Annotated in this window: 18 protein-coding genes, 2 pseudogenes and 1 CRISPR repeat array; of the genes and pseudogenes, 9 read left to right on the forward strand and 11 right to left on the reverse strand. The window is 70.3% G+C overall.

All coding sequences use genetic code 11. The features are described from left to right. The first annotated feature begins 76 nt into the window (after window positions 1-76). The 3 genes from ACFVT1_RS05360 (at window position 77) to ACFVT1_RS05370 (ending at window position 2,913) form a co-directional block, all read left to right on the forward strand. The gene (locus tag ACFVT1_RS05360; protein WP_072487501.1) at window positions 77-517 is read left to right on the forward strand and encodes an SseB family protein; all 441 of its coding nucleotides are present in this window, start codon (window positions 77-79) and stop codon (window positions 515-517) included. Between the two features lie 206 nt (window positions 518-723). Beyond that, window positions 724-1,680, forward strand: a complete 957-nt coding sequence (locus ACFVT1_RS05365; protein WP_389792748.1) for a pirin family protein — start codon at window positions 724-726, stop codon at window positions 1,678-1,680. Window positions 1,681-1,764: 84 nt separating this feature from the next. After that, entirely contained in the window at window positions 1,765-2,913 is a 1,149-nt protein-coding gene (locus ACFVT1_RS05370; protein ID WP_389792750.1) for an AI-2E family transporter, read from the forward strand. Window positions 2,914-3,079: 166 nt separating this feature from the next. Here ACFVT1_RS05370 and ACFVT1_RS05375 read toward each other — a convergent pair whose 3' ends face one another. Continuing rightward, the gene (locus tag ACFVT1_RS05375) at window positions 3,080-5,194 is read right to left on the reverse strand and encodes a SpoIIE family protein phosphatase (RefSeq protein ID WP_389792752.1); all 2,115 of its coding nucleotides are present in this window, start codon (window positions 5,192-5,194) and stop codon (window positions 3,080-3,082) included. 196 nt (window positions 5,195-5,390) lie between these two features. On the opposite strand from ACFVT1_RS05375, the gene aspS reads away from it, so the two are divergent. Then, window positions 5,391-7,190 (forward strand): aspartate--tRNA ligase, encoded by a 1,800-nt coding sequence (aspS, locus tag ACFVT1_RS05380; protein WP_389792754.1) that lies wholly within the window; start codon window positions 5,391-5,393, stop codon window positions 7,188-7,190. A 143-nt stretch (window positions 7,191-7,333) separates the two neighbouring features. On the opposite strand, the pseudogene ACFVT1_RS05385 reads toward aspS, so the two are convergent. The 8 genes and pseudogenes from ACFVT1_RS05385 to ACFVT1_RS05420 form a co-directional block, all read right to left on the reverse strand. Then, a pseudogene (locus ACFVT1_RS05385) lies at window positions 7,334-7,816 on the reverse strand (helix-turn-helix domain-containing protein); the annotation flags it as partial. A 57-nt stretch (window positions 7,817-7,873) separates the two neighbouring features. Beyond that, window positions 7,874-8,041, reverse strand: a complete 168-nt coding sequence (locus ACFVT1_RS05390) for a hypothetical protein (RefSeq protein ID WP_389792756.1) — start codon at window positions 8,039-8,041, stop codon at window positions 7,874-7,876. Beyond that, complete coding sequence (locus tag ACFVT1_RS05395) at window positions 8,038-8,478, reverse strand: hypothetical protein (RefSeq protein WP_389792758.1); 441 nt, start codon at window positions 8,476-8,478, stop codon at window positions 8,038-8,040. Before ACFVT1_RS05395 ends, ACFVT1_RS05390 begins: the two co-directional genes overlap by 4 nt. A 56-nt stretch (window positions 8,479-8,534) precedes the next feature. Continuing rightward, window positions 8,535-9,764: a helix-turn-helix domain-containing protein gene (locus ACFVT1_RS05400; RefSeq protein WP_389792760.1), complete on the reverse strand. Its 1,230-nt coding sequence runs from the start codon at window positions 9,762-9,764 to the stop codon at window positions 8,535-8,537. 176 nt (window positions 9,765-9,940) lie between these two features. Further along, window positions 9,941-10,878: direct repeats of the CRISPR family, unit length 29 nt; unit sequence GGGACCATCCCCGCGTGCGCGGGGAGCAG. A 241-nt stretch (window positions 10,879-11,119) separates the two neighbouring features. Next, window positions 11,120-11,294 (reverse strand): annotated as a pseudogene (locus ACFVT1_RS05405) (transcriptional regulator); the annotation flags it as partial. Then, entirely contained in the window at window positions 11,291-11,827 is a 537-nt protein-coding gene (locus tag ACFVT1_RS05410) for a DUF6879 family protein (protein WP_389792762.1), read from the reverse strand. The gene ACFVT1_RS05410 and the pseudogene ACFVT1_RS05405, both read right to left, overlap by 4 nt. 1 nt (window position 11,828) lies before the next feature. Further along, window positions 11,829-12,032, reverse strand: coding sequence for a hypothetical protein (locus tag ACFVT1_RS05415; protein WP_389792764.1), 204 nt, complete (start codon window positions 12,030-12,032; stop codon window positions 11,829-11,831). Window positions 12,033-12,195: 163 nt separating this feature from the next. Then, the gene (locus ACFVT1_RS05420; RefSeq protein ID WP_389792766.1) at window positions 12,196-12,612 is read right to left on the reverse strand and encodes an ATP-binding protein; all 417 of its coding nucleotides are present in this window, start codon (window positions 12,610-12,612) and stop codon (window positions 12,196-12,198) included. 243 nt (window positions 12,613-12,855) lie between these two features. Between ACFVT1_RS05420 and ACFVT1_RS05425 the strand changes: the two genes are divergently transcribed. The 3 genes from ACFVT1_RS05425 to ACFVT1_RS05435 all read left to right on the forward strand — a co-directional run bounded on the left by ACFVT1_RS05425 (window position 12,856) and on the right by ACFVT1_RS05435 (window position 15,413). After that, on the forward strand, window positions 12,856-13,707 hold the full coding sequence (locus ACFVT1_RS05425) for a helix-turn-helix domain-containing protein (protein ID WP_389792768.1): 852 nt from the start codon (window positions 12,856-12,858) through the stop codon (window positions 13,705-13,707). 8 nt (window positions 13,708-13,715) lie between these two features. Beyond that, complete coding sequence (locus ACFVT1_RS05430) at window positions 13,716-13,913, forward strand: DUF397 domain-containing protein (protein WP_389792770.1); 198 nt, start codon at window positions 13,716-13,718, stop codon at window positions 13,911-13,913. A 675-nt stretch (window positions 13,914-14,588) separates the two neighbouring features. Further along, a complete protein-coding gene (locus ACFVT1_RS05435) occupies window positions 14,589-15,413 on the forward strand; it encodes a L,D-transpeptidase family protein (protein ID WP_389792772.1) in 825 nt (274 codons plus the stop codon). Between the two features lie 78 nt (window positions 15,414-15,491). Here ACFVT1_RS05435 and metG read toward each other — a convergent pair whose 3' ends face one another. Then, window positions 15,492-17,096 carry a methionine--tRNA ligase gene (gene metG / locus ACFVT1_RS05440; protein ID WP_389792774.1) on the reverse strand — a complete coding sequence of 535 codons (1,605 nt, stop codon included), beginning with the start codon at window positions 17,094-17,096 and terminating at the stop codon, window positions 15,492-15,494. 252 nt (window positions 17,097-17,348) lie between these two features. Here metG and ACFVT1_RS05445 point away from each other — a divergent pair, with 252 nt between their 5' ends. Together ACFVT1_RS05445 and ACFVT1_RS05450 are read left to right on the forward strand one after the other, a co-directional pair. Next, window positions 17,349-18,002 (forward strand): response regulator transcription factor, encoded by a 654-nt coding sequence (locus ACFVT1_RS05445; protein WP_389793346.1) that lies wholly within the window; start codon window positions 17,349-17,351, stop codon window positions 18,000-18,002. 41 nt (window positions 18,003-18,043) lie between these two features. Then, window positions 18,044-19,255 carry a sensor histidine kinase gene (locus tag ACFVT1_RS05450; protein WP_389793347.1) on the forward strand — a complete coding sequence of 404 codons (1,212 nt, stop codon included), beginning with the start codon at window positions 18,044-18,046 and terminating at the stop codon, window positions 19,253-19,255. Here ACFVT1_RS05450 and ACFVT1_RS05455 read toward each other — a convergent pair. Beyond that, the gene (locus tag ACFVT1_RS05455; RefSeq protein ID WP_389792776.1) at window positions 19,189-21,084 is read right to left on the reverse strand and encodes a VWA domain-containing protein; all 1,896 of its coding nucleotides are present in this window, start codon (window positions 21,082-21,084) and stop codon (window positions 19,189-19,191) included. The genes ACFVT1_RS05450 and ACFVT1_RS05455 overlap by 67 nt on opposite strands. Window positions 21,085-21,346: the final 262 nt, after the last annotated feature.

Below are 21,346 nucleotides of genomic sequence, written 5' to 3' on the forward strand. Positions count from 1 at the left end.
CTCTACGATGATGCTACCCGCCAGTAATAAGACGCAACCCCTCAAGGGCCTGATGTGTCCGATTACTCTTTGCGGTATGTACGGCTACGACCAGAACCCGGGCGCACAGCAGCAGATGGGTGGCGGCTACGGCGAGCAGCCGCTGTATCCCGAGCCCTCGCCGCCGTCCCTGGGGGACGCGGTGCGTGCCTTCACGACCGGCTCGCTGTCCGCCGAGGACTTCCAGCAGATCTTCGCGACGTCGAAGGTCTACTGCCCGCGTGGCGACAACCCCGGATTCCTCGCGCTGCACAACACCCAGCAGCCGGTGATCCCGATGTTCACCACGCTCAAGGAGCTGCGGCTGTACGCGGGCAAGGAGTCCAAGTACTTCGTGATCACCGGGGCCGAGGTGATCGACCTGCTGCCGACCGGCTACGGCTTCGTCCTCGACATGGAGGGTGAGCACCGCATGGTCTTCGACGCCAAGGCCGTGGAGCAGATGGTCGACTTCGCGATGCGCCGTATGTACGGCTGACACATCCGCGGCCGACGCCTGCACGGCCGGCATATATACGGGCGACGCCTCTACGGCCGACGTCCGGTCTTCGCCCGAGGAGGGGCCCGTACCGCCTGGTACGGGCCCCTCCTCGTTGCCGTGGGCGGCATGGGGAATGGATGGCACCTTGCGGGATGTTCACCATTCAACTAAATTGAAGCCAGGACAACCCGGAGGTGGCTCCCATGCCCGCAGTGACCGTCGAAAACCCGCTGACCCTGCCCAAGGTCGCCGCCACGGGCGACGCCACGGCCCGCCCCGTGCTCGCCGTCACCACGGCTCCGAGCGGATTCGAGGGCGAGGGCTTCCCGGTTCGCCGCGCGTTCGCCGGGATCAACTACAAGTACCTCGACCCGTTCATCATGATGGACCAGATGGGCGAGGTGGAGTACGCGGCCGGAGAGCCGAAGGGCACCCCCTGGCACCCGCACCGCGGCTTCGAGACCGTCACGTACCTGATCGACGGAACCTTCGTCCACCAGGACTCCAACGGGGGCGGCGGCACCATCCGCAACGGTGACACCCAGTGGATGACCGCCGGGTCCGGCCTCCTCCACATCGAGGCGCCGCCGGAGAGTCTCGTGATGTCGGGCGGCCTCTTCCACGGCCTCCAGCTCTGGGTGAACCTGCCCAAGGCCGACAAGATGATGGCCCCCCGCTACCAGGACATCCGCGGCGGCCAGGTCCAGCTGCTCGCCTCCCCGGACGGCGGCGCGCTGCTCCGCGTCATCGCCGGTGAGCTCGACGGGCACGAGGGCCCCGGAGTCACCCACACCCCGATCACGATGATCCACGCCACCGTCCGCCCCGGCGCCGAGGTGACCCTGCCGTGGCGCGAGGAGTTCAACGGACTCGCGTACGTCCTCGCCGGACGCGGCACCGTCGGCGCGGAGCGCCGCCCCGTCCACATGGGGCAGACCGCGGTCTTCGGCGCCGGTTCCTCGCTGACCGTCCGCGCGGACGAGAAGCAGGACGGCAACACCCCGGACCTGGAGGTCGTCCTGCTTGGCGGCCGCCCGATCCGCGAGCCGATGGCGCACTACGGGCCGTTCGTGATGAACAGCCAGGCCGAACTGAAGCAGGCCTTCGAGGACTTCCAGGCCGGCCGCCTCGGTACGGTGCCCGCCGTCCACGGAATGTGACACTCGCGGCCGGAGTGTGACGTTCCGTCACTCGTACGGCTGCGCAGGCGGGACATCGCGCCCGCACCGTGATCGGGTGGGAGGGTGCAGACCCCCAAGCCCCTCCTGCCCGACGGCGCGCGGCGTACGGCGGCCTGGTGCGGTGTCGTGCTCCTCGTCACCGGGGTCGCCGCGGTCGCGGTCTGGCTGTGCGTCGTCTTCAAGACCGCGGTCACGCCCGTACTGCTGGCGCTGCTCGGTACGGCGCTGCTCGGGCCGGTCCACCGTCGGCTGACCGCCCGCGGAATGAACCGCTCGCTGGCCGCGGGGCTCACGTGCGCCCTGCTCGTCGCGGTGGTCGGCGGCGCCGGATACATCGTCGTCACCGCGCTCGTCGACACCGGCGACCAGATCGTCCGCTCGCTGAAGGACACCGGGCAGTGGGTCGTCGACCACTTCGGGATCAGCAAGCACACCGATGTGAACGACCTCGCCTCCAACGCCCAGAAACTCTTCGAGAAGTTCGGCGCGAGCGCCGCGGGCGGACTCCTCTCCGGGATCAGCCTGATCGGCTCGCTGATCGCGACGAGCATCCTCGCCCTGCTGCTGACCTTCTTCTTCCTGCGCGACTCCGACAGGGCCGTGGATCTCGCCCACTCGATCGCGCCGCGCGGTACCGGGGACCTGATCGAGGCCATGGGGCGGCGGGCCTTCGAAGCCGTGCAGGGCTTCATGCGCGGCACCACGTTCATCGCGCTGATCGACGCGGCCTGCATCACCGTCGGCCTGCTGATCCTGAGAGTCCCGGGCGCGGTGGGGCTCGGTGCGCTGGTCTTCGTCGGCGCCTACATCCCCTATCTCGGGGCGTTCATCTCCGGCGCGGTCGCGGTGCTGGTCGCGCTCGCCGACCGGGGGTTCGTGATCGCGCTCTGGGCGCTGGGGGTCGTGCTCGCCGTACAGGTGCTGGAGGGCCACGTCCTGCAGCCGATGATCCAGAGCCGTACGGTCCAGATGCACCCGGCCACCATCATGATCGCGATCACGGCGGGCGCCAGTGTGGCGGGCCTGCTGGGCATGCTGCTCGCGGTACCGGCCTGCGCGGCGGCCTTCGGCATCCTCGGCGAACTGCGCGGAAGGCCGGGAGCGGGCGGCGAGGGTGGCGGGGGCGGAGAGGGCGGCGAGGGCGGAGAGGGCGGCGAAGGCGGAGAGGGCGGAGAGCCGGGCGGGCCGGCCCCGGCCGCGTCCGGCGCCTGACGGGACAGCCGGTCACCTCCCGGACCCTCCCGGCGGTGATCTCCCGGGCCCTCCCGGTCACCTCCCCGACCCTCCGGGCCCTCCCGGACCACGGCACCCGTTCCAGCCCGCCCGGCGTTCGAGAAGGGAACCGTCCACGGGGAGCCCCCGAGCCCGACGCCCCGGCTCAGTTCCCCGGCCCGTCCGGCCCCGGCCCCTCCGCCTCCGCCTCGTACAGCTCGAACCAGATCGACTTCCCCGACCCCCGCGGGTCCACCCCCCACGCGTCCGCGAGCATCTCCATCAGCACCAGCCCCCGCCCGCTGGAGGCCATCTCCCCGGGCCGCCGCCTGTGCGGCAGCTCGTCGCTGGCGTCCGCCACCTCCACCCGCAGCCGCCGCTCACCGTGCTCCCCCGTCGCCCGCGCGACCACCAGCGCGTCCTCGTCCGTGTGGACGAGGACATTGGTGGCCATCTCCGAGAACATCAGCACCGCCGCGTCGACCTGCTCCGGATCGGCCCAGTCGTGCAGCAGCTCCCGCAGCTGCTGCCGGGCCGCCGACAGCCGCTCCGGTTCGGCCTGCGCGATGGTCAGCGCGGTGCGCCGCTGTGCCGTCTGCCCCGGTGTCTCCCCGTCGCGCCGCAGCAGCAGCACCGCGATGTCGTCCTCCCGGCGGTCCGCCAGCGGTCCCGTCGTGTAGTGCGAGGTCGGCCCGTGCACGGCCTGGACGAGGGCGTCGGCGAGTTTCTCCAGGTCGGCGGTGTCCTGTTCCAGGATCGGCCGCAGCCGGATCCAGCCGGTCCACATGTCATGGCCGCCGGTCTCGATCAGCCCGTCCGTGCAGAGCATGATCGTTTCTCCGGCCTCCAGGGCGAGCCGGGTCGTCGGATAGTCGGCGTCCGCCTCGATGCCGAGCGGCAGCCCGCCCTCGGTCTGGCGGATCAACGCCGTCCCGTCGGCGGTCATCACCACCGGATCGGGATGGCCGGCCCGCGCGATGTCGAGGGTCCCGGTCTCCGGGTCGGCCTCCGCGTACAGGCAGGTCGCGAAGCGCGGTCCGGTCTCCTCCCCTTCCTCGTACGCGTCGGTCAGCCCGGAGAGGAACCGGGACGCGCGGGAGAGCACCGCGTCCGGGCTGTGCCCCTCGGAGGCGTACGCGCGCAGGGCGATCCGCAACTGCCCCATCAGGCCCGCGGCGCGCACGTCGTGGCCCTGGACGTCACCGATGACGAGGGCGATACGGCCGTTGGGGAGCGGGATCATGTCGTACCAGTCGCCGCCGACCTGGAGCCCGCCGCCGGTCGGGACGTAGCGGGCGGCGACCGTCATGCCCGGGATGTCGGGGCCGAGGGACGGCATCATCGAGCGCTGGAGCCCCAGCGAGAGCTCCCGCTCGGTCTCCGCGACCCCGGCACGGGCCAGCGCCTGGGCGAGCATCCGGGCCACGGTCGTCAGTACGGAGCGCTCGTCCGGCGAGAACGACACCGGGTTCCGGAACCCCGCCATCCAGGCGCCCATGGTCCGCCCCGCCACGATCAGCGGCAGAAAGGCCCAGGAGCGGCGCCCGAAACGGCCGGCGAGCGGCCAGGTGACCGGGTAGCGGCGGCTGTACTCCTCGGGCGAGGGCAGATAGATCGCCCGCCCCGTCCGTATGACCTCGGCGGCCGGGTAGTCGGTCTCCAGCGGCATGCCGTTGAACGGGTCCTCGTCGCCCGCGCTGTGCCCGTGGTGCCCGGTGATCGTCAGGCGTTCGCCCGCGATGCCGAAGACCGCCAGGCCGTCCGGCGAGAACCCGGGCATGGAGAGCGACGAGGCGACCCGCAGCACCTCGGCGGTGGACCGGGCCTCGGCCAGCGCCCGGCCGGCGTCCAGCAGGAACGCCTCGCGGGAGCGGCGCCAGTCCCCCGTGATGGGGGAGTGCGCGCCGGTGGTGCCGGGTTGCGGTTCGGCGACCTCCTGAACCGTGCCGACCAGCACATAGGCGGTGCTGCCCGGCGTCTCGGGCGGGAACGGCTTGGAGCGGCTGCGTACGGTACGCAGCACCCGGCCGTTCTCGTCCACGATCCGCAGTCGGGCCTCGGCGAGGGTGCCCTCGGCGGCCGCGAGGTTCACCACCCCGTAGATCTCGTTCCAGTCGACCGGATGGAAACGGGAGCGCACCACGGACTCACGGAAGACACCGGCCGCGGCGGGCAGCTCAAGCAGCCGGGCTGCCTCCGCATCGAGCGTGACGGTCCCGGCTCCGTTGTCCCACCGCCACAGACCGGTCGCGGTCGCGGCCAGGACGTCCTCGGTGCGCATTGCCCCTATTTAAGGAGATCTGCGCCGAAGGCGCCACCGAGGGCGGCGGTCCGCGCCCCGTCCGGTCACAGGGCAGGGGCCCGTCCACCCCGTCCCGATGATCTTGAAATGTCAATGTCAATGATTCGATGCGGGTGCGGGCGGTAGCCTGGGGAGGCTGAATCCACCCCGAACCGCGAAGACTGGATGAACGAGAATGCATCGGTACAGGTCACACACCTGCGGCGAGCTCCGCGCCTCTGACGTCGGCACCGACGTCCGGCTGAGCGGCTGGCTGCACAATCGCCGAGACCTGGGCGGCATCCTCTTCATCGATCTGCGCGACCACTACGGCCTGGTGCAGCTCGTCGCCCGTCCCGGCACCCCCGGCAACGAGGCCCTGGCGAAGCTCACCAAGGAGACCGTCGTACGGATCGACGGCAAGGTCTCCGCGCGCGGTGCCGACAACGTGAACCCGGAGCTCCCGACCGGCGAGATCGAGATCGAGGTCACCGAGGTCGAGGTGCTGGGCGAGGCCGCCCCGCTGCCCTTCACGATCAACGCCGAGGACGGGGTCAACGAGGAGCGGCGCCTGGAGTACCGCTTCCTCGACCTGCGCCGCGAGCGCATGCACCGCAACATCATGCTGCGCTCGGCCGTCATCGCCTCCATCCGCGCCAAGATGGTGGCTCTCGGCTTCAACGAGATGGCGACCCCGATCCTCACCGCGACGTCCCCCGAGGGCGCCCGTGACTTCGTCGTCCCGTCCCGCCTGAACCCGGGCAAGTTCTACGCCCTGCCCCAGGCCCCGCAGCAGTTCAAGCAGCTGCTGATGATCTCGGGCTTCGACCGCTACTTCCAGATCGCGCCGTGCTTCCGCGACGAGGACGCCCGCGCCGACCGTTCGCCCGGCGAGTTCTACCAGCTCGACGTCGAGATGTCGTTCGTCGAGCAGGAGGACGTCTTCCGGCCGATCGAGAAGCTGATGACCGAGCTCTTCGAGGAGTTCGGCAACGGCCGCCACGTCACCTCGCCGTTCCCGCGCATCCCGTTCCGCGAGGCGATGCTGAAGTACGGCAACGACAAGCCGGACCTGCGTGCCCAGCTGGAGCTGGTCGACATCTCCGACGTCTTCGCCGACTCGGAGTTCAAGGCGTTCGCCGGCAAGCACGTCCGCGCGCTCCCGGTCCCGGACACCGCGGGCCAGTCCCGGAAGTTCTTCGACGGCCTCGGCGACTACGCCGTCCAGCACGGCGCCAAGGGCCTGGCCTGGGTCCGTGTCGGCGAGGACGGCGGCCTGACCGGCCCGATCGCCAAGTTCCTCACCGAGACCGACATCAAGACCCTCACCGAGCGTCTGTCCCTCGTTCCCGGCCACGCGATCTTCTTCGGTGCGGGCGAGTTCGACGAGGTCTCCAAGATCATGTCCGCCGTCCGCGTCGAGGCCGCCAAGCGCGCCGGCCACTTCGAGGAGGGTGTCTTCCGGTTCTGCTGGGTCGTCGACTTCCCGATGTACGAGAAGGACGAGGACACTGGGAAGATCGACTTCTCGCACAACCCCTTCTCGATGCCCCAGGGCGGCCTGAAGGACCTGGAGGAGAAGGACCCGCTGGACATCCTCGCCTGGCAGTACGACATCGTCTGCAACGGCATCGAGCTGTCCTCCGGCGCCATCCGCAACCACGAGCCCGAGCTGATGCTCAAGGCCTTCGAGATCGCCGGCTACGACCGCGAGACCGTCGAGCACGAGTTCGCGGGCATGCTCCGCGCCTTCCGCCTCGGCGCCCCGCCGCACGGTGGCATCGCCCCGGGCGTCGACCGCATCGTGATGCTCCTGGCCGACGAGCCCAACATCCGCGAGACGATCGCCTTCCCGCTCAACGGCAACGCCCAGGACCTGATGATGGGTGCCCCGACGGAGCTGGACGAGTCCCGCCTGCGCGAGCTGAACATCCAGCTCCGCAAGCCGGTGGCGGCGGCGAAGGACAAGACGGAGAAGGACAAGACGGAGAAGTAACCGCCCGTTCCTCCGCCTGGAGGCTCTTCTCCTGGTTCCACGTGAAACGTCCCCCGGCCGGGTCGGCCGGGGGACGTTCGCCGTTTCGTGCGGGTGCGGGTGCGGGTGCGGGTGCGTAGGTGGCGGCGGATTCATCATCCGTCGGCCTGACGCCCGAGGGCCTTGTGGCCTCCGCCGTCGGGGATGTTGCCGAGCTTCTTGATGTCGACGTGCACCAGTTCGCCGGGGCGCTCACGTTCGTAGCGGCGTATGACGCGGCCGGTGGCACGGTCCAGATGGGTCAGGCGGGCCAGGCCGTAGCGGGTCAGGACCCGATGGACGGTCGCGGGGTTCAGCCCCAGGAGGTAGGCGATACGGGCCGGCCCCCACCGGCGCAGGACGCGGACCTTGATGATCCGCCGCTCGGTACGGGGCGGGGTCCGTCGCGGGCTGTGATGCGGGCGCGAGGACCGGTCGGTCATGCCTGCCTCGCCCAGCTCGCGGTAGCGGCCGGCCCACCGCTGGGCCGTCGTGGGCGAGACCTGGAAGCGTTCGGCAGCACGGCGCAGCGGCCAGCCGTCTTCCACGACGCAGCGGGCCAGACGCAGGCGGCCGGTCTCGGTCAGGGGTGCATTACGGTGGGGCATGAGGGCCTTCTGCTGGTCGGTGGAGATGTCGCAATCCACACCGAACCCGGAAGGCCCTCACTCGTTCAAGATCACCCGACCGTGATCGCTGTCACCAACCTCCATGGACAGAACAGCTAGCGCGGCGAGCCCCGCGGCAGTGCCGACCACCCATATCCAGCTCAGGAAGCGGCCCACCGGATCGCCGGATGCGCCCCCGCGCTGCGCAGCATGGCGCGCGGTCATGCGGCGTTCTCCTGCGCCTGCTCGCGCTGGGCGATGAGTCGCTCGAACTGGATCGCGTACAACTCGACCTGGTCCGGGGTGAGGACGAGCAGGGACTCGGCCGTACCGCCGTCGTCGTAGTGGACCAGGACCGACAGCGCACCTTGCTGGGCTCGATGGTCGTACACGGCGTCGCGTCGCATCGGGGTCACGTACGTGGCCTGTGCCGGGACGGAGCGCAGGGTTGTTCCGTCGGCCGGGGCCGACCACTCGTCGCCACCGCCCGGCGGACGCAGGTGGTACGTGCCGGTGCCCACTTTGGGCAGCGTCACCACGACGCCGATTCGCCCGTCCTTGGCCGTGTCGCGGGCAAGGTCGCCGAGGCGTGGGTAGAACGGTCCGGCCGTCCCTAACTCGCCGCCCTGTGAAGGGAGATGGGGTGTTGGTCGTCCTGTCATGCCTCAGAAGTTAGGGGCGCGTCAGGGGCCCAATATGAATTGGAGGAATACCGCCCTCATCCGTCCAGGTGGAAGCGGTCTGACATGCGGCGCAGCTTCTCGCGGGTGGCGATCCGCTCGGCGTAGACGATGCTGCGGAGGGTCGACCGGGCGATCGGATGGTTCCGCACGAGTTGGGGAGCGATTCGCTCTGCGGTCTCCAGCTCGGCGAGCGCGCGGTCGCGGTTGCCGTCCCACAGCCACGCGCGGGCGAGGTCCATGTGGTGGTGGCCCTGGCGGGAGTTCGGAAGGGCGGCGACGAGCTCGGGCGCGGTGCGTCGGTTTATGGCGAGGGCCTTGGTCTGTTCGCCGGTTTCCAGGGCGACGCTGATCGCGTGGATCTGCACGTTGCCGGGGGAGAAGGTGACCGAGTGCCGGTCGTGGATCGGTGGGTTGTGGTGGCCCGCCATCCGGCGGGCAGCGTCGCGGGCGTGGGTGATCCGTTCGTCGGCCTCGGCCGGTCGGCCGAGGCGGGCCGCGGCAACGGCGGCGCGCAGGTGGAGCGTGCCCCACATCCGTAGGGCGAGCGGCTCGCCGAGCTCGTACTCGCGCTGCACGCTGGCGATGGCCTTGTCGGACAGGGCGAGCGAGTCGTCCCAATCGGCTGTGGCCCACATGTCCCAGACACGCATCCAGTCGGCTAGGGCGGGCATGACGGGGTCGGCCGAAAGGCGGGCGGCCCACGCTGCGCGCTCCGCCGCCATGGCGACGAGCTCGGGGTGCCCGAGGGCATGCGCGGCGGTGTGGGCGAACTTGCACGCCACGGCGTAGATCGCGAACGCTTCCTCGCGCTCGTGGCCGGTCGCTGCCTCAGCAAGGGCGCGGGCCTCGCGCAGGAGGTCGGGGAGGGTGGCGAGGATCGCCGTGTTGGCCGCGGCGTCCCGCAGGCGGTGCAGGCGGGTCATGTCCCGCCACAGCTCACCGGACGCGCGCGGGGCGCCGTCGAAGATCGGCGCGAGGTCGTAGCGGCGCAGCTCGCGCAGGATGGACGCCGCCGAGACCTGCCACTGATTCTCGGCGGGGCTGCTCGCGTACGGCCGGCCGATCAGGTCATTGGGGTGCACGTGCAGCTCGGCGGCGACGAGGTTCAACAACCCGACCTGATCGAGCTCGATCAGGCCGCGCTCCATCTTCGAGACCCAGCCCTGGGTCTTGCCCAGGGCGGCGGCGAGGTCGGCTTGCGGCATCCCGAGTCGCAGTCGTGCCCGTCGGACGCGACGACCGATCTCCTCGGCTTCCTCCAACATGAGAGCACCCCCTGTGCCTGCGCGGCCTGGCATACCTGTCGAGGTGACGGTGCCTTCGGCCAGCTCACTAGCAAGGTACCGACAGGAGCAGTCGCGCGGGGAGTGTTGTCGTTCTGGCGGGGGTGGCAGCGAGGACCGGCCGTTCGCCTCGGTGGCGGGAAGCAGGCCCGCGGCAGCGCCGTCTGGCGGTACTCGCGGGGAGCAGGCCCGCTCATGTCGGCCCCCACGCTGCAAAACGGGACCATCCCCGCGTGCGCGGGGAGCAGAAGAACGGGACTGCGAAGTACAAGATCCCCGTGGGACCATCCCCGCGTGCGCGGGGAGCAGAACTCGGCGACGCAGGTGACGATGCCGGTGTCGGGACCATCCCCGCGTGCGCGGGGAGCAGCCGTGTGGTGTGCCGGGGCCGCCCTGGGACCATCCCCGCGTGCGCGGGGAGCAGTTGTCGCGGAGCCTGCGCAGACGGTAGGCGAAGGGACCATCCCCGCGTGCGCGGGGAGCAGGTTCGGAGTTCTTTTGGCCCCAGTCCCGGCCGAGGACCATCCCCGCGTGCGCGGGGAGCAGTCGGCCTCACGGTCGAAAACAAGAAACTGTACGGGACCATCCCCGCGTGCGCGGGGAGCAGGTTGGGCACCACGGCGACCTTCGCGGCGGACAGGGACCATCCCCGCGTGCGCGGGGAGCAGCAACAGGGATTCGCGAACGCCGCCTTCTTCCCGGGACCATCCCCGCGTGCGCGGGGAGCAGGACGTGAACCCAGACAAACTTGGCTGGGCCGAGGGACCATCCCCGCGTGCGCGGGGAGCAGCCACCGGCCGGCCCGGATGGCGGCCTCCTGCTGGGACCATCCCCGCGTGCGCGGGGAGCAGGGCATCACGGTGGCCCTGTGGGGAGCGGAGGAGGGACCATCCCCGCGTGCGCGGGGAGCAGGTCGGCCCGCTGCTTGCGGACGCCTCCGAACAGGGACCATCCCCGCGTGCGCGGGGAGCAGGGTCATGGCCTCGTTGGCGTTGGTGACGGCCTCGGGACCATCCCCGCGTGCGCGGGGAGCAGCATCACGCCACCCCCGACGGGTCGTCGGCGCGGGGACCATCCCCGCGTGCGCGGGGAGCAGAGTTCCTGACCTGCGAGTTTAGGCGGTGTGGTGGCTGTTTTTACCTACTTCTTTGAATTGCGACATTGGGATCAAAGCGTTCCTTCTGGTGTGGCGGCACGGTCGCGCTTCCGGGCTCTGGGATGGCTTGACATCGGCGATGAGGGCATGTGAAACGGAGGCTACTCGGCGGCTGACGGTCCGGGTGCGGATTGCTCGTGCAGAGTCAGCTTCTGAGACGTCGCTGGCCGCGACTGCCAATTGCATCGAAGCTATCGGCGGTGATGGTCTGCTTCCCCTTTTCCAACCGGGACACTTGCCGCCAATGTCAGCCGAGTTGTCCCTGCGACCTCCCTGCTGTTGAGGCCGGCCTCGGTGCGCAGCTCACGGAGCCGTGCGCCGAGGGCGACCCGCCCGGCTTGGAAGTCCGTACTCACGCAGTTGACGGTACCTGCGCCTGGAACTCCCTTGTAGAGATCGCGTGATGCCAGGCAGCGTCTCGGGCCTGGCAGGCTCGAAGGACAGCGGGGGCATCGTCGATGAGTTCCACGCCCAAGGTCACGCCTTGGTCATCGATGTGGAAACGTGCCAGAAGGCATGAGTCGAACAGCCAGAAGTCGAATTCGGGTAGCCCGATACGTTGAGCGTCGGTCCGGTACAGGTTGCGGATGTCCTCGCCAGCCTCTACGTTGCCCAGCCCACTGGCCAAAAGGAATCGTTGGCCTTCGGTGGGTGGGGCATCGACCAGGCGCACTCGTGCGAACACCTTTCCCTGCTGAGTTTTCTCGCGAACGCTGGCATGCCACGGGCTGCTCGGGTCGTATCCCAGACTCTCCCCTCGTTGGAAACGGGCCCAGTTCTGGCTGACGCGGTCGGTGGCGTAGCCGTGCTGGGTCTCCAACCGCCATGCAGTCTGGTCGAATTCTTCGAAGAGATGCACGATCTCCTCGAAGGGGACGAGGGAAGGCATGTCACTCCTTGGGGGCGAAGCGGGTCAGCAGTTCACGGGGGATGACGACGAACGTCTCGCTTTCCTTGACATCACGAAGCTGAGTCAGATGCTCCGGGTTGGTCTCCTTCTCACCCTGAACGAGGATGTCGCCGGTCTCTACGACTTCATACAGGGTGGGGCAGTTGCCGTGCTCCGATGTGGTGCCGATGAACCTGAGTGTCATGTGGCCCTCCATCCACGTTGGTTGGACGATCAGGATGTGACGAACAGTCGATGCCCGTGTGGCGGTTGCGGCAGATTGCGAATCTGGCCCGTGGTCGTCGGACTGCTCGCAACTGCGGACGCGCATCCTGCCGCCAAGCTCTGTGACGCCGCGTGGTTGAACGTTACGAAGCCAGTAGCTCGCACCAGACGTACTTGCCCGAATTGCCGGTGCTGCTGAGCAGATACCAGCCCCAGCCGTCCGTGCTGTTGCGGACCAGGTCGAGACCGCGCCCGTTCTCCGCTTCTGCGGACGGGTGCAGAGGCGGCGCGGGTGGGGTGGGGTCGGCGTCCCAGACGCCGATGCGCAGTACGCGGCCCGCCCAGCGCAGGCGCAGAGCGGCCGGGCCCTTGGTGTGGCGTACCGCGTTGCCGACCAACTCCGTGGCGACGAGTTCGGCGGTCTCGGAGAGGGGGAGCAGTCCGTGCAGGGTGAGGATCAGGCGCAGGGTGCGGCGGGAGACCGTGACTGCGCGGGGGTCGTGGGGGATGTAGAGGGTGTACTCCCACGGGGCGTCGGTGCTCGCAGGTGAGTTCGGCATACGGGAACTCCGTGTGGTGCGTGAGTGGTTGTGGAGCGCGGCGGTCCTCGGGCGGTGGCCTGTCGCGTCCGCCGTGGCATGGCGGGGCGGTGCGCTTCCGGAGGCGATTTCGCTGCGTCTGTGATACGTCGCAGAACGTAAGGCATTAATTTATGCCTACGCAAGGCTGTGGCGTAATCTGGCACCCGAACGGGTGGGCTCAACACGGTCCTCCGGGACGGATGTTGAGGCGAGGAGTGGTTCATGCCGCCGAGGAGTCGACCAACCGCGCGTCAGGTGCGAGTAGGTGCTGAACTGCGCAGAATGCGCGAAGCGGCCGGGATGACGGCCAGGGAGGCTGCGGGCTTTCTGGGGTCGACCTCGGCGCAGATGAGCCAGGTGGAAGCTGGGATCGCCGGTGTCAGCGAGTCACGGCTGCGTTTGCTGGCGGCACGGTACGGCTGCGTGGACGACGGCCTCATCGACGCCCTTGCAGTCATGGCGACAGAGCGCACACGTGGTTGGTGGGAAAAGTACCGGGACGTATTGCCGGCGGCCTTCCTCGATCTGTCGGAGTTGGAGCACCATGCTGTGTCCCGGCGTGATGTCGCGGTCATTCATGTGCCGGGGTTGCTTCAGACGGAGGCGTACGCCAGGGCGGTCTTTGCCTACATGGTGCCTGAACTGGCGGAAGAGGATCTCGCTGCCAGGGTGGCCCACCGGATGGCTCGGCGCGTCATCTTCGACGGGGGCACGCCCACGCCCTACGCGGCGGTGATTCATGAAACAGCGCTGCGTATCAGGGTGAGTGACCGTGCTGCGGTTCGTGCGCAGCTTGAGTGGATTCTGGAGCTTTCCGCGTCCGGGCTTGTGTCTGTGCGGGTCGTTCCCTTTGATGTGGATGGCTTCGCAGGCGCCAGCAGCGCAATGATGTACGCGGGCAGTGCGGTGCCGCAGTTGGACACCGTGGTGCGGGACGCCCCACACGGGACCGCATTCGTTGATGCGGAATCTCAACTCGACAGGTTTCGAACACTTTTGCATAAGGTGGAGAGCTCTGCGCTCGACCCACAGCAATCGCGGGACTTCATCCACCGACTGTCGAAGAATGTGTGAGGAACGGTATGACCATGCGGACCCATTGGCAGAAGTCGTCCTTCTCCGGTGGTGGTGACGGGAACGACTGCGTCGAGCTCGCCGCGCACAACAGCCTGATACGCCTGCGCGAGAGCGACGACCCCGGTACGGAGCTGGCGGTCACCCCGGATCAGCTGGGCCGGCTCCTGGGTGGTGTGAAGGGCGGCCGGTTCGGCGACGTGTGACGTACGCGGCCGCATAGCAGCGCACAGCCCGCACACACGCCACCCGACTTCCCTGCTTGGCCGCGCTGTTCATGACAGAGGCTCAAGGGCTCGCGCACAAGAAGGACATGACGCGTCGCAGGGCGGTCCTGGTCGGGGTGCGGCGATCGGGGCCGCCGGGATCGGGGCCGTGCCGTCGCCACCGCGTCCGCCGACGAGGACACGGCCGGTGCGAAGAAGTCCGGCGGCGGAGCGGGCGAGGCGTGCTAACGGCTCACCTCGGAGAGCACCGAGGGGCCGTACTGCATCGACGCCGAAAAGTTCCGGAAGGACACCACCGAGGGCAAAGAGGGCATCCCCTCACCCTCCGGCTCAAGGTGATCGACTCCGACATCTGCAAGCCGGTCGCGCATGCGGCCGTCGACATCCGGCACTGCGATGCGCTGGGGATCTACTCGGGGTACGAGGCCATGAGCTCCGGCGGGCCCGGCGGCTCAGGCCGCCCCGGCGGGGGCGGTACGCCGGCCGGCGGAGCACCCACCGACGCGCCCACCGGAGCACCCCCGGCCGGTACCGCCGTATGGCCCTCGTGCGGATACGCGCACGGGGGTTGCGTCGTTAACTGGGTTCGGCGGGACGAAGTGTGACGGGGAGCCCGCCTGTGCCGCCAGCCCCCACGACCGCTGAGGAGTGTCCGTGTCTGTGACCCGTCCGTCGGCCGCCCGGCGTCCCCCGTACGCCGTCCGCGCCGGAACGTGTGCCGTCGCCATCCTGCTGCTCACCGCCTGCGGCGACACTTCCCAGACCGCCACCGGGACCCGCAAGGTCCGGGCCGCCGCCACGGCCACCGCCGGTGTCGCGGGCCCCCAGGCCGACGGGGTACGGAAACGGGCCGCCCCCGGTCCGCGCGCGCCGCGCCTCCGCCCGAGCGAGATCCCCGTGCTGGGGCCGCAGACCAGGGGCGGGATCCCGGCGGACTCCCGGCAGGCGCTCGTCGTCACCGGCGACTCCTACGACTCCAGTCTGTCCACCGCCGTCCTGTACACCCGTGACGATCCCGCCGGGGGCTGGCGTGCGGCCACGTCCCGCTGGCCGGCCCGCAACGCCCTGAACGGGTGGACCGACAAGCACTGGGAGAACGACCTCCGCACCCCGGTCGGGGTCTACGGACTGACGGCCGGGGGCGGCCTGTTCGAACCCCCGGGGACCGCGTTCCCGTACGAGCAGCGCCCGGAGTTCGCGGTGAGCGGTGAAGGGTTCGACGGGGAGCCGCTGGAGGGTTCCTTCGACTATGTCGTCGCCGTCGACTACAACCGGGTCCCCGGAGCCTCGCCTCTGGACCCGGAGCGTCCGCTCGGCAAGGAACGCGGCGGCGGCATCTGGATCCACGTCGACCACGGCGGCCCGACGCAGGGCTGCATCTCGCTCCCCATGGACCGGATGAAGGAACTGCTGCGCCTCCTCGACCCGGAGAAGAAGCCGGTGGTGGTGATGGGGGACGCGGAGGCGCTGGAGCGGTGAACGGGGTACGGGCCGGGGTGCGGGCCCCGGCCGGGACCGCACGATCGGTCCCGGCCCTTCCCCATGCGTACGTGCCGGTTACGCCGGCTTCTCCTCCAGGCGGGGGAACAGCACCGCGCCCTTCGTCACCGTCGTGCCGACCGGGAGCCGGCCCCACGTGCCCGCGTCCTGTACGCGCTGGTCGGACAGCGCGCCCAGGGACGCCTCGGCGCCGAGGGAGTCCCACAGCTTCTGCGAGGTCTCCGGCATCACGGCGTTCAGCAGGACCGCGACACCGCGCAGCGACTCGGCGGCCGTGTAGAGGATCGTCGCGAGCCGGGCCTGGCCCTCGGGGGAGGTGTCCTTGGCCACCTTCCAGGGCTCCTGCTCCGTGATGTAGCCGTTGACCTGCTTCACGAATTCGAAGATCGCCAGGATGCCGCCCTGGAAGTCCAGCTCCTCGCCGATCTTCCGGTCGGCCGTGGCGACGGCCTTCGCCAGACCCTCCTGGACCGCCTTCTCGGCGTCGCTCTCGGCGGTGGCCTCCGGGAGCGCCCCGCCGAAGTACTTGCCGACCATGGCGGCGACGCGCGAGGCGAGGTTGCCGTAGTCGTTGGCGAGCTCGGAGGTGTAGCGGGCGGAGAAGTCCTCCCAGGAGAACGAGCCGTCGCTGCCGAACGCGATGGCGCGCAGGAAGTACCAGCGGTACGCGTCCACACCGAAGTGCGAGGTCAGGTCCTGCGGCTTGATGCCGGTCAGGTTCGACTTCGACATCTTCTCGCCGCCGACCATCAGCCAGCCGTTGGCCGCGATCCGGCCCGGCAGCGGCAGCCCCTGCGCCATCAGCATCGCGGGCCAGATCACCGCGTGGAAGCGGAGGATGTCCTTGCCGACCAGGTGGACGTCGGCCGGGAAGGTCCCGTCGAACTTCTCCTGGTTGGCGCCGTAGCCGACCGCCGTGGCGTAGTTCAGCAGGGCGTCGACCCACACGTAGATGACGTGCTTCTCGTCCCACGGCACCGGGACGCCCCAGTCGAAGGTCGAGCGGGAGATGGAGAGGTCCTGCAAGCCCTGCCTGACGAAGTTCACGACCTCGTTGCGGGCGGACTCGGGCTGGATGAAGCCCGGGTTGTTCGCGTAGAACTCCATCAGCTTCGGGCCGTACGCGCTCAGCTTGAAGAAGTAGTTCTCCTCCTTGAGGATCTCCACCGGCGTCTTGTGGATCGGGCACAGCTTGACGCCGTTCTCGTCCTCGATGAGGTCGCCGGGGAGCTTGTACTCCTCGCAGCCCACGCAGTACGGGCCCTCGTACCCGCCCTTGTAGATCTCGCCCTTGTCGTAGAGGTCCTGAACGAACTCCTGCACCCGGTCGGTGTGCCGCTTCTCCGTCGTACGGATGAAGTCGTCGTTCGCGATGTTCAGGTGCTCCCAGAGGGGCTTCCAGGCCTCCTCCACGAGCTTGTCGCACCACTCCTGCGGGGTGACGTCGTTCGCCTCGGCAGTGCGCATGATCTTCTGACCGTGCTCGTCCGTGCCGGTGAGGTACCACACCTTCTCGCCGCGCTGGCGGTGCCAGCGCGTGAGCACGTCGCCTGCGACGGTCGTGTAGGCGTGGCCCAGGTGAGGAGCGTCGTTGACGTAGTAAATGGGGGTCGAGACGTAGTACGCCGTCGCCCCCTGCTTCTCGGATCCAGTGGCCGCCATGGTCGAAATCCTAACGGCCTGCGGGAGATCGACTCACACGGATAAGACCGGGCCCCGGGCACGGCGGGCGGCGGGGAGCGGCGAGGGGCGACGGTGAGCGGCGGGGAGTGGCGACGGGCGGTGGCGGAGAGCAGCGGAGAGTGGCGAAGAACGGCGGAGAGTGGCGGAGACCTTTGCGAAACATGCCTTCCCGTAACAAAGACGCATCCTGGGAGGGAGTGGACGCGCATGCACGAGGCAGGGGACATCACGATGCGGGTACTGGTCGCCGAGGACGAGGAGATCCTGGCGGAGCTGGTCGCGACGGGGCTGCGGCGGGCCGGATTCGCCGTCGACACGGTGTACAGCGGCGATGCCGCCCTCGCCTACCTGGGGCTGCACGACTACGACGTCGTCGTCCTCGACCGCGACCTGCCGCGGGTGCACGGTGACGACGTGGCGCGGAGGCTGGTCGCCGCCGGCTCCCGGACCAGGATCCTGATGCTCACCGCCGCCGGTTCCATGGAGGACCGGGTCGCCGGTCTCGATCTCGGCGCCGACGACTACATGGGCAAGCCGTTCGAGTTCCCCGAGCTGGTCTCGCGGGTACGGGCGCTGCGGCGGCGCAGCGCCCGCCCCGTACCGCCGCAGCTGGAGCGGTACGGCATCCGGCTCGACACCGTGCGACGCACCGCCTGCCGGGAAGGGCGGGAGCTGGACCTCTCGCCCAAGGAGTTCTCGGTGCTCCAGCTGCTGCTGGAGGCCGACGGCGGGACCGTCAGCGCGGAGGAACTGCTGGAGCGGGCCTGGGACGCCAACGCCGATCCGTTCACCGGCGCCGTCCGCGTCTGCATGAGCAAGCTGCGGGGGAAGCTCGGGGAGCCGGCCCTGATCCGTACGGTGCAAGGAGTGGGGTACGCCCTGTGAAGCGCCCGCCGCGCGATCCGTCGGTCCGGCGCATCCGGCGCATCCGACGCGTCCCGCACGTCCAGCACTCCACGATCCGGACCCGGATCGCGGTTGTGTACGGCGGGGTGTTCCTGGTGCTCGGGACGGCGCTGCTCGCGACCGTCAACCTCGCCTCCCGCGCCGGTACGGACTCGCAGGCGCGCGCCATCGCCCGTACGGCCGCGGTCGTCCAGCCCGGCTACGCGGTGAACGGCCCCCTCATCTCCCGGCGGAGACTCGGACCGCCCACCGTCTACGACCTCACCGACCACGTCAGCGACGCGGCCGGCCACCAGCTGCTCGTGTGGTCCGTGGCCGCGCTCCTCGTCATGACGGCCTGCGCGGTCGCGGTGGGGTGGTGGACCGCGGGGCGGGTCCTGCGGCCCGTCCACGCCATGACGGCGAAGGCGCGTCGGCTCTCCGAGCACACCCTGCACGAACGGATCGCGTCCAGCGGCCCCGACGACGAACTGAAGGAGCTCGGCGACACGCTCGACGCGCTGCTGGCCCGGCTGGAGAAGGCGTTCGACAGCCAGCGCCGGTTCATCGCCAACGCCTCGCACGAACTGCGCACACCGCTCGCCACCCAGCGGGCCGCGATCCAGATCGGTCTGGACGACCCGTCCCAGGAGGATCTCGTACGGACCCGGCAGACGCTCCTGGACAACAACCGGCGCAGCGAGCGGCTCATCGAGGGGCTGCTGGTCCTGGCGCGCAGCGAACGGGGGCTCGCGGCGAGCGAGCGGGAAGCGGTGGACTTCGCGCAGGTGGTGGCGGAGGAGACGGCCCTGCACCCGGGCGTGAACGTCGAAGCCGGGCCCTGCGCGGTACGGGGCAGCCGGCTGCTGCTCGCCCAGCTGGTGGCGAATCTGCTGGCCAACGCCGTCACGTACAACGTGCCGGACGGGACGGTGGACGTGTCCCTGGTGACGGCCGGCGGCGGGGCGCTGCTGGAGGTGCGCAACACCGGGCCCGTGGTCGACGCGGCGGACATCCCCGGGCTGTTCGAGCCGTTCCGGCGGGGTGAGGGCAAGGACCGGATGGGGCGGGGCTCGGGGCTCGGCCTCTCGATCGTGCGTTCTATTGCTGTCGCGCACGGCGGTACGGTCACGGCGGTGCCGGGCCCTGCGGGCGGGCTCGCCGTGACCGTACGCCTGCCGGTGGATCAGCCCTCGGTCGCCGCTTCGCGCGCCTCGATCCAGGCGGGGAGGGCGGCGAGGACCTCGGCGTAGAACGTGGTGTCGGCGACCTCGCGGGGAGCGGGGCCCGCGTGGAAGAACCCGGCGTTCGGGACGTCCAGCTTCCGCAGGAAGTCGAAGCCCTTCGCGTCCTCGTCGCCGAACGCGACGAACTGGAAGAACAGCGGCAGCCGCGCCGCGTCGGCCAGCGCCTGCTTGGCGGGCTGCTTGGCGTCCGGCGGGCCGTCCGTCTGGAAGATCACCAGCGCGGGGCCGGTCGCCTCCGACTTCTCGTAGTGCGTGACGACCTCTTCGACGGCGCGGTGGTAGTTGGTACGGCCGAGGCGGCCCAGGCCAGCGTTCAGTTCGTCGATCCGGCCCTCGTGGGCGGTGAGCTCGACCGTGCCGGTGCCGTCGATGTCGGTCGAGAAGAAGACGACGGGGACGGCGGCGCTCTCGTCCAGGTGCGCGGCGAGGGCGACGGTGCGGTCGCCCAGGTGCTGGGCGCTGCCGTCCTTGTAGAACGGCCGCATGGAGCCGGAGCGGTCGAGGACCAGATAGACGGTGGCACGGAGCCCGGCCAGCCCGTGCGCCTTCAGTGCGGCCTGGGCGGCCTTGTACGGCTCGACGAGCCCGGGTGCACCGGCCTCGACCTGTGCCAGGGCGAGGGCGGGCTCGGGGGTGGCGGGGGTGGCGGGGGTGGCGGCTTCCGGCTCCGGCTCCGGCGCCGGTTCGGTTTCGGAGGCGGGAGCGGTCTCCGGTTCGGGCTCGGTTTCGGAGGCGGGAGCGGTCTCCGGTTCGGGCTCGGGCTCGGGCGCGGCGGCGGGTGCGGCGGGCTCGGCTTCGGCGGAGGGGGTGGCCTTCGGCTCGGGCTCGGTCTCGGCGGCGGCGGGTGCGGTCTCCGGTTCGGGCTCGGGCTCGGGCGCGGCGGCGGGCTCGGCTTCCGGCTCGACTTCGGTCTTGGCGGTGACGGGCTCGGCCTCGGCGGTGACGGGCTCGGGCTCGGTCTCGGCAGCGACCGGCTCAGCCTCGGCTTCGGGCTCGGCCTCGGCGGTGACGGGGGTGGTCTCCGGCTTGGCGGCGGCCTTGGCCTCGGCGATGACCGGCTCGGGCTCGGCTTCGGCGGCAGGCGCGGCCTCCGGCTCGGGGTCGGCGGCGGCTTCCGGCTCAGGCTCGGGTGCGGCGGGCTCGGCCTCGGCAGTGACCGGCTCGGGCTCGGCTTCGGCGGTGGGCGTGGCCTCCGGCTCCGCAGCGATCGGCTCCGGCTCGGTCTCGGCGGCAGGCTCCGCCACCGGCTCCGCGGACTCGACGGGGGTCTCGGCCTCAACGGTGGCGGGGGCAGCCTCGATCTCTACCTCGGCCTCGGCCACTGCCGTGGCCTCGGCCACCGGCTTCGCAGCTTCCGGTTCGGTCTCGGCGGCAGGCTCCGCCACCGGCTCCGCCACCGGCTCCGCCACGGCCTTGCCGGTCTCCGCAGCCTCCGGCTCCGCAGCCTCGGCCTCGGCCTTGCCGGTCTCTGCGGCCTCGATCTCCGGATCCGCGGCCTCCGGCTCCGCGGCCTCCGCCGGCTTCGGCTTCGGGGCCGAGCCCTGGGAGGGGACCGTGGGCAGGGACGCCTTGTCGAAGGCCGCCGCCACCAGGTCCGACGCCAGACCGCTGTCGCCGGTGACGGGCCGGGGCGAGGCGGGGGCCGGTACCGAGGCCTTGGTGGCCGGGGCGGTCTCCGTGGCCGGCTCGTCCACCGTCGCCGTGACCGGCTCCGACTCCGCGGGCGCGGTGCGTTCGGTCTGGGGCGGGACCGTGGCCGTCGGCGCCGGCGCCGACGCGTCCTGCTCCGCGCGGTCGCGGCCGAACACCTTGCGCAGCAAGCTCCGAATGCCCATGGGCGAGGCCTTTCGCGTGAGTTGGGTGCGATGAATGTCCGACCTGTGGGAATTCATCCCTGGCCAGGGCGGATACGTAAGGTTAGCGGCCGGATCCGGCCGTTCGGCGGCGCGGCCCGCCCGTGGGGCGACTGAGCCGCGACCGAACTGCGACCGGGCTCCGACCAAGCCCGGTGCGTACGCGGTGCGGACCTGATGTGCGTCGTTCAAATGTGCGCATTCGGTCCCGAGTTGCCTTGTCAGCGTGAACGGACGGTGTGCC

The organism is Streptomyces sp. NPDC057963, assembly GCF_042887155.1.
Taxonomy (GTDB): domain Bacteria; phylum Actinomycetota; class Actinomycetes; order Streptomycetales; family Streptomycetaceae; genus Streptomyces.

Coding starts and splice junctions, on each gene's coding strand:
- ACFVT1_RS05360 (WP_072487501.1), top strand. CDS start 77: ATGTACGGCTACGACCAGAACCCGGGCGCACAGCAGCAGATGGGTGGC.
- ACFVT1_RS05365 (WP_389792748.1), top strand. CDS start 724: ATGCCCGCAGTGACCGTCGAAAACCCGCTGACCCTGCCCAAGGTCGCC.
- ACFVT1_RS05375 (WP_389792752.1), bottom strand. CDS start 5,194: ATGCGCACCGAGGACGTCCTGGCCGCGACCGCGACCGGTCTGTGGCGG.
- aspS (WP_389792754.1), top strand. CDS start 5,391: ATGCATCGGTACAGGTCACACACCTGCGGCGAGCTCCGCGCCTCTGAC.
- ACFVT1_RS05390 (WP_389792756.1), bottom strand. CDS start 8,041: ATGACCGCGCGCCATGCTGCGCAGCGCGGGGGCGCATCCGGCGATCCG.
- ACFVT1_RS05395 (WP_389792758.1), bottom strand. CDS start 8,478: ATGACAGGACGACCAACACCCCATCTCCCTTCACAGGGCGGCGAGTTA.
- ACFVT1_RS05400 (WP_389792760.1), bottom strand. CDS start 9,764: ATGTTGGAGGAAGCCGAGGAGATCGGTCGTCGCGTCCGACGGGCACGA.
- ACFVT1_RS05410 (WP_389792762.1), bottom strand. CDS start 11,827: ATGCCTTCCCTCGTCCCCTTCGAGGAGATCGTGCATCTCTTCGAAGAA.
- ACFVT1_RS05415 (WP_389792764.1), bottom strand. CDS start 12,032: ATGACACTCAGGTTCATCGGCACCACATCGGAGCACGGCAACTGCCCC.
- ACFVT1_RS05420 (WP_389792766.1), bottom strand. CDS start 12,612: ATGCCGAACTCACCTGCGAGCACCGACGCCCCGTGGGAGTACACCCTC.
- ACFVT1_RS05425 (WP_389792768.1), top strand. CDS start 12,856: ATGCCGCCGAGGAGTCGACCAACCGCGCGTCAGGTGCGAGTAGGTGCT.
- ACFVT1_RS05430 (WP_389792770.1), top strand. CDS start 13,716: ATGACCATGCGGACCCATTGGCAGAAGTCGTCCTTCTCCGGTGGTGGT.
- metG (WP_389792774.1), bottom strand. CDS start 17,096: ATGGCGGCCACTGGATCCGAGAAGCAGGGGGCGACGGCGTACTACGTC.
- ACFVT1_RS05445 (WP_389793346.1), top strand. CDS start 17,349: ATGCGGGTACTGGTCGCCGAGGACGAGGAGATCCTGGCGGAGCTGGTC.
- ACFVT1_RS05455 (WP_389792776.1), bottom strand. CDS start 21,084: ATGGGCATTCGGAGCTTGCTGCGCAAGGTGTTCGGCCGCGACCGCGCG.